The 5,006-nt window shown below is 74.0% G+C and carries 1 protein-coding gene; it reads right to left on the bottom strand.

Annotated features, from left to right (window positions below; all coding sequences use genetic code 11):
• On the bottom strand, window positions 1–5,006 hold a 5,006-nt coding region (locus ABEA26_RS34930; RefSeq protein ID WP_345597963.1), incomplete at both ends, for an SDR family NAD(P)-dependent oxidoreductase.

Raw genomic sequence — 5,006 nt, 5'->3', positions numbered from 1 at the left:
AACACCACCGGAGCCACAACCGCCTCCGGCTCCTCGACCTCCGGCGCCTGCTCCAGGACCACGTGCGCGTTCGTGCCACTGATACCGAACGACGACACCGCCGCGCGGCGCGGTACGCCGGTCTCCGGCCAGGCGGCCTGCTCGGTCAGGAGCTCGACCGTGCCCTCGGACCAGTCCACGTGGGAGGACGGCTCGTCCACGTGCAAGGTGCGCGGGAGCACGCCGTGGCGCATCGCCTGCACCATCTTGATCACGCCCGCGACACCGGCGGCCGCCTGCGTGTGACCGATGTTCGACTTGACCGAGCCCAGCAGCAGCGGCCGGCCCTCCGGGCGCTCCTGCCCGTACGTCGCGAGCAGCGCCTGGGCCTCGATCGGGTCGCCGAGGCGGGTGCCCGTGCCGTGCGCGTCCACGGCGTCGACCTCCTCGGCGGTGACGCCCGCGTTGGCGAGGGCCTGGCGGATGACGCGCTGCTGGGAGGGGCCGTTGGGGGCGGTCAGGCCGTTGGACGCGCCGTCCTGGTTCACCGCGCTGCCGCGGACGACCGCGAGGACGTCATGGCCGTTGCGGCGGGCGTCCGAGAGACGCTCCACCAGGACCATGCCGACGCCCTCGGACCAGCCCGTGCCGTCGGCGGCCTCCGCGAACGGTTTGCAGCGGCCGTCGGGTGCCAGTCCGCGCTGGCGGCCGAACTCGATGAAGATGCCCGGGTCGGCCATGACGGTGACGCCGCCGGCCAGGGCCATCGTGCACTCGCCCGAACGGAGTGCCTGTACCGCGAGGTGCAGGGCGACCAGCGAGGAGGAGCACGCGGTGTCCACCGTGACGGCCGGGCCTTCCAGTCCGAACGTGTAGGCCACCCGGCCCGACACGACGCTGGTCGCGCTGCCGGTCAGGGCGTTGCCCTCGAAGCCCTCGGGCAGCTGGACCCCGGCTCCGTACCCGGACGAGGACGCGCCCGCGAACACTCCAGTCGCGCTCCCCCGCACGGTGGCCGGGTCGATGCCCGCGTACTCGAAGGCCTCCCAGGCGGTTTCGAGGAGCAGCCGCTGCTGCGGGTCCATGCCCAGGGCCTCACGCGGCGAGATCCCGAAGAAGCCCGGGTCGAAGTCGCCCGCTCCGGACAGGAAGCCACCCTCGCGCACGACGGTCATGCCGGTGTCCGCCGATACGACGGGGTTCAGCCGGGCGGCGTGCCAGCCGCGGTCCTCTGGGAACGCGGTGATCGCGTCGCCGTTGTCGAGCAGCAGCCGCCACAGCTCGTCGGGCGAGCGTACGTCGCCGGGGAACCGGCAGCTCATGCCGACGATGACGATGGGGTCGCCGTCGGCGGCGACCGCGGCGGGCGGCGTGCTCGTGGTCTCCGGGACGACGCCCAGGACCTCGGTCAGGAGGAAGGCCGCGAGCGCGGCGGGGGTGGGGTAGTCGAAGACGAGGGTCGCGGGCAGTCGCAGGCCCGGGACGCTCAGGGTCGCGTTGAGGCGGTTGCGCAGCTCGACGGCGGTCAGCGAGTCGATGCCCAGTTCCTTGAACTGCTTCTCCGCGCCCACCGTTTCGGGACCGGCGTGGCCGAGCACGGCGGCCGCCTGGGTGCGGACGAGTTCCAGCATCTCGCGGTCGCGCTCCTCCGGGGCGAGCCCGGCGAGTCGCTGTCCGAGCGTCGAGGCGCCCGCCGCGGCGGCCAGGGCCTTGCGCCGGCCGGGGGCGCGGACGAGCCCGCGGAACAGTCCCGGCAGCACGCCCGCGGTGGCCTGCGCCTGGAGGGCGGTGAGTTCCAGGGCGACGGGCAGCACGGCGGCCCGTGCGCCGTCCAGGGCCACATCGAAGAGGGCGAGGCCCTGCTCGTCGGTGAGCGGCAGGATGCCGGAGCGCATCATGCGGTCCACGTCGGCCGTGCCGAGCCGGCCGAGCATGCCGTCCGCCGAGGCCCACGGGCCCCAGGCCAGTGAGGTGGCGGCCAGCCCGCGGGCCGTGCGCTGCTGGGCCAGACCGTCGAGGAAGGCGTTGGCGGCCGCGTAGTTGGCCTGGCCGGGGCCGCCGAGGACGCCGGCCGTGGAGGAGAAGGTGACGAACAGGGACAGGTCGCGGTCTGCGGTCAGTTCGTGCAGGTGGGCAGCGCCGTCGACCTTGGGACGCAGTACCGTGTCGAGCCGCTCGGGCGTCATCGACGCGACCACTCCGTCATCGAGCACCCCGGCGGCGTGCACCACGCCGGTCAGCGGCCGCTCCTCGGGGATCGCGGCGAGGACCGCCGAGAGCGCATCACGGTCGGTGACGTCGCAGGCGGCGAGCACCACGTCGGCACCGGCCGACGTCAGTTCGTCCGCCAGTTCCCGCATGCCGGGCGCGGCCGCGCCGCGGCGGCCCACGAGCACCAGGCCGCGTACGCCGTGCTCGGCCACGAGGTGGCGTGCCACCAGGGCGCCGAGCGCGCCCGTGGCGCCGGTGACGAGCACCGTCCCGTGCCGCTCCGCGGGCTCGGGCACGGTCAGGACGACCTTGCCGACGTGACGGGCCTTGGCGAGGTAACGGAACGCCTCCGGGGCATGGCGCACGTCCCACGTACGGATCGGAAGCGGCTTGAGCGCACCGCTCTCGAAGAGCGCGAGGACCTCGGTCAGCAGTTGGCCGATCCGCTCGGGTCCGGCCTCGATCAGGTCGAACGCCTGGTAGGCGACGCCGGGGAACGCCTCGGCCACCGCGGGTGCGTCACGGATGTCGGTCTTGCCCATCTCCATGAACCGGCCGCCGCGCGGCAGTAGCCGCAGCGAGGCGTCCACGAACTCCCGGGCGAGGGAGTCCAGGACGACGTCGACGCCGCGTCCTTCGGTGGCGTCGAGGAACCGGCTCTCGAAGTCGAGGGTGCGGGACGAGGCGATGTGGGCGTCGTCGAGCCCGAGGGAACGCAGCACGTCCCACTTGCCGGTGCTCGCCGTACCGTAGACCTCGGCCCCCAGGTGCCGGGCGAGCTGCACGGCGGCCATGCCGACGCCGCCGGCCGCGGCGTGCACGAGGACGGACTCACCGGGCCGCAGTCCCGCCAGGTCGACCAGCGCGTAATAGGCGGTCGTGAAGACGACCGGGGCCGAGGCCGCTTCGGTGAACGACCAGCTGTCCGGGATCCGCGCCAGGGTGCGGCGGTCAGTCACCGCCACCGGGCCGAACCCGCCGGAGAAGAGTCCCATGACGCGGTCGCCGGCCGCGAGTCCGGTGACGCCGGGGCCGACCTCGAGGACCACACCGGCGCCCTCGATACCCATGGTGGCGTCGCCGGGGTACACGCCGAGTGCGATCAGTACGTCGCGGAAGTTGACGCCCGCGGCGCGTACGCCGACCCGGACCGCTCCGGGGGCGAGTGGCCCGGCGGCGTCGGGGCACGGGGTCAGGGCGAGGTTCTCCAAAGTGCCCTTCTCCGTGATATCGAGCCGCCACGGCCCGTCGCCGGCCGGGGACACCAGGGCGCCGTCGGACGTCACGCGGTCGAGTCGCGGCACGAGGACGTCGCCTGCCCGCAGAGCCAGTTGGGGCTCGCCCGTGGCCAGCGCCGTGGTCAGCACGGCGTACGAGTCGTCGTGTGCGTCGAGGTCGACCAGGACCAGGCGGCCTGGGTTCTCGGATTGCGCCGAGCGGATCAGTCCCCAGGCGGCGGCACCCGCCAGGTCGGACACTTCGTCCTCACCACTCGCTGCGACGGCGCCGCAGGTCGCGACGACGAGCGGGGTGTCGTCGGTGAAGCGCGTGTCGGCCAGCCACTCCTGGATCAGCACCAGCAGCTCCTGGACGCCGCGGCGCACACCGCTCGCCAGATCGACCGCCGCCTCGGAGGCGTGCAGGACGACGACGGCGTCGACGTCCTGGGTCACGGAGGCCAAATCCCGGGCTCCTTCGGCACCGTGGGGCACCGCCCAGTCCGCGTTGCCGAGCACCGCCCACCGCCGGGCGGGCTCCTCCGCGGCCGGCGGTGACACGGCCAACTGCGACCAGGCGAGGTGGAACAACTGGTCCGGCTCGGTGCCGGGCGCCGCCAACTGTTCGGCGGACACCGGGCGCAGCACCAGGGAGTCCACGCGGGCCACGGGTGCCCCGGTGCCGTCGGCGACCTCCAGGCCGACGCCCGATGCGGTGGGGGTGATCCGCACCCGCAGCGCGGCGGCACCCACCGCGTACAGCGACACTCCGGACCAGGCGAAGGGCAGACCGACACCGCCGGCCTCGCCGACGTTCTCCCCGCCTGCGTTCTCTGCACCGTGCAGGCCCAGCGCGTGCAGGGCGGAGTCGAGCAGCGCGGGGTGGAGCCCGAACCGGTCGGCGTCCGCACCGTCGGGCAGCGCGACCTCGGCGAAGATCTCCTCGCCGCGCCGCCATGCCGCGCGCAGCCCCTGGAACACCGGCCCGTAGCCGTAGCCACGCTCCGCCAGGTTTTCGTAGTGACCCTCGACGGCAACGGGGACGGCGTCACGCGGCGGCCACACGGCCGGCTCTCCGTCAACGGCGGCCGTGCCGGCGACGGCATCGGCCGACGTCAGCATGCCTGCCGCGTGCTGCCGCCATGGCGCCTCGTCGTCTCCCTCGGCGGGCCGCGAGTGCAGGGCGACGGAACGTCGCCCGTCCGCGTCCTCCGCACCGACCGTCACCTGAACCGCGACTCCGCCGCGTTCGGGCAGCACCAGCGGCGCCTGCAACGTCAGCTCTTCGAGGACACCGCATCCGAGGCGCTCGCCGGCCTGCAGAGCCAGCTCCACGTAGGCCGTGCCCGGCAGGAGGACCGAACCGAGGACGACGTGATCACCGAGCCAGGGATGCGACTGGAGCGACAGCCGCCCCGTCATGGCCAGCCCGTCCGCCTCGGCGAGCGTCATCACCGCACCGAGCATCGGGTGCCCCACCGACCGCAGCCCGAACGCGGTCGCGTCACCGGCCCACACCGCCGCGGCGGGCCAGAAGTGGTCACGCTGGAAGGCGTAGGTGGGCAGGTCGACGCGGCGGGCGCCCGTGCCGGCGAAGTA

The organism is Streptomyces marokkonensis (genome assembly GCF_039539045.1).
GTDB classification, from domain to species: Bacteria; Actinomycetota; Actinomycetes; order Streptomycetales; family Streptomycetaceae; genus Streptomyces; species Streptomyces marokkonensis.
Note: the sequence above shows the minus strand (reverse complement) of the source record. Positions and strands in the feature narration are given on the sequence as shown.